Genomic DNA, 973 nt, shown 5'->3' with positions numbered 1-973 from the left:
GAAAGAGGAGGGGGGAGGGGGGGGGGGGGAAAGAAGAAGAAGGAAGAAGAGAGAGGAGGAAGGAGAGGGGGAGAGGAGAGGGGGAGAAGAGAAAGGAAGAGAAAGGAGAGGAGGAGAAAAGGGAAGGAGAGAAGGAAAAAAAAAAGGAGAGGAGGGAGGGGGAGAAAAAAGGAAAAAGAGGGGAAGAGGGGAAGAAGGAAGGGAGAGAAGGGAAAGAAAAGGGGGAGAGGAGGGAAGAAAAAGGGAAGAGGGGGAGAGCAAACAGAGAAAAAAAAGGAAGGGAGGGGAGAGGGGGGAAAGAGAAGAGAGAAGAAGAGGGAAGAAAGAAGGGAGAGAAGGGAAGAAGAGAAGAAAACAACAAGGAGGGGGGGAAAGGAAAGGGGAGGGAAAGAAAAAAAAGAGGGAAGAGGAAAAGGGGAGGGAAAAGAAGGGGGGAAAGAAAGGAAGAAGAAAAAAGAGAGAGGGAGAAAGAAGGAAAGGAGGAGGGGGGAGAGAAGAAAGGGGAGAAAGAAAGGAAGGGAAGGAAAGAGAAGAGGAGGGAAAGGGGGGAAGGAAAGGGGGAAGAGAGGAAAGGGGAAAGGGAAGGAGAGGAGGGAGGAGAGGGAAGGAAGAGGGAAGAGAGGGAGAGAAGAAGGGAGAGAGGAGGGAGAGAAAAAAAGAAGAAGCAAGGGCAAGGAAGGAGGAGAAGAAGGAAGCAAACAAAGGGGGAAGGGGAAAAGAAGAAGAAAAAAGGGAAGGGGAAAGGAAGGAGAAAAAGGAAAGAAAGAGAAAAAGAGAAGGAGGGGGGAAAAAGGAAGAAGGGGGGGAAAAGAAGGAAAAAAAGGGAAGAGAGAAGGAGAGAGAAAAGAGGAAGGAGGAAAAAAAAAAGGGGAGAGAAGAGAGAGGGAAAGAGGAAAGGAAGAGGAAAAGGAGGGAAGAGGGGAAGAAAAAGGGAAGGGAGAGGGAGAGGAAAGAATCGCAAGTTTTCGTTGAT

At 49.3% G+C, this 973-nt stretch carries 1 protein-coding gene; it reads left to right on the top strand.

The features are described from left to right. Positions 1-973, top strand: a 973-nt coding sequence (locus K5Q58_RS21355; RefSeq protein ID WP_220755715.1) for a hypothetical protein, incomplete at both ends; no start/stop codon positions are given.

The sequence above is a fragment of the Shewanella sp. KT0246 genome (genome assembly GCF_019654955.1).
Classification (GTDB): domain Bacteria; phylum Pseudomonadota; class Gammaproteobacteria; order Enterobacterales; family Shewanellaceae; genus Shewanella; species Shewanella goraebulensis.
The sequence above is the reverse complement of the archived record's forward strand: the minus strand, read 5'-3'. Positions and strand labels throughout refer to the sequence as shown.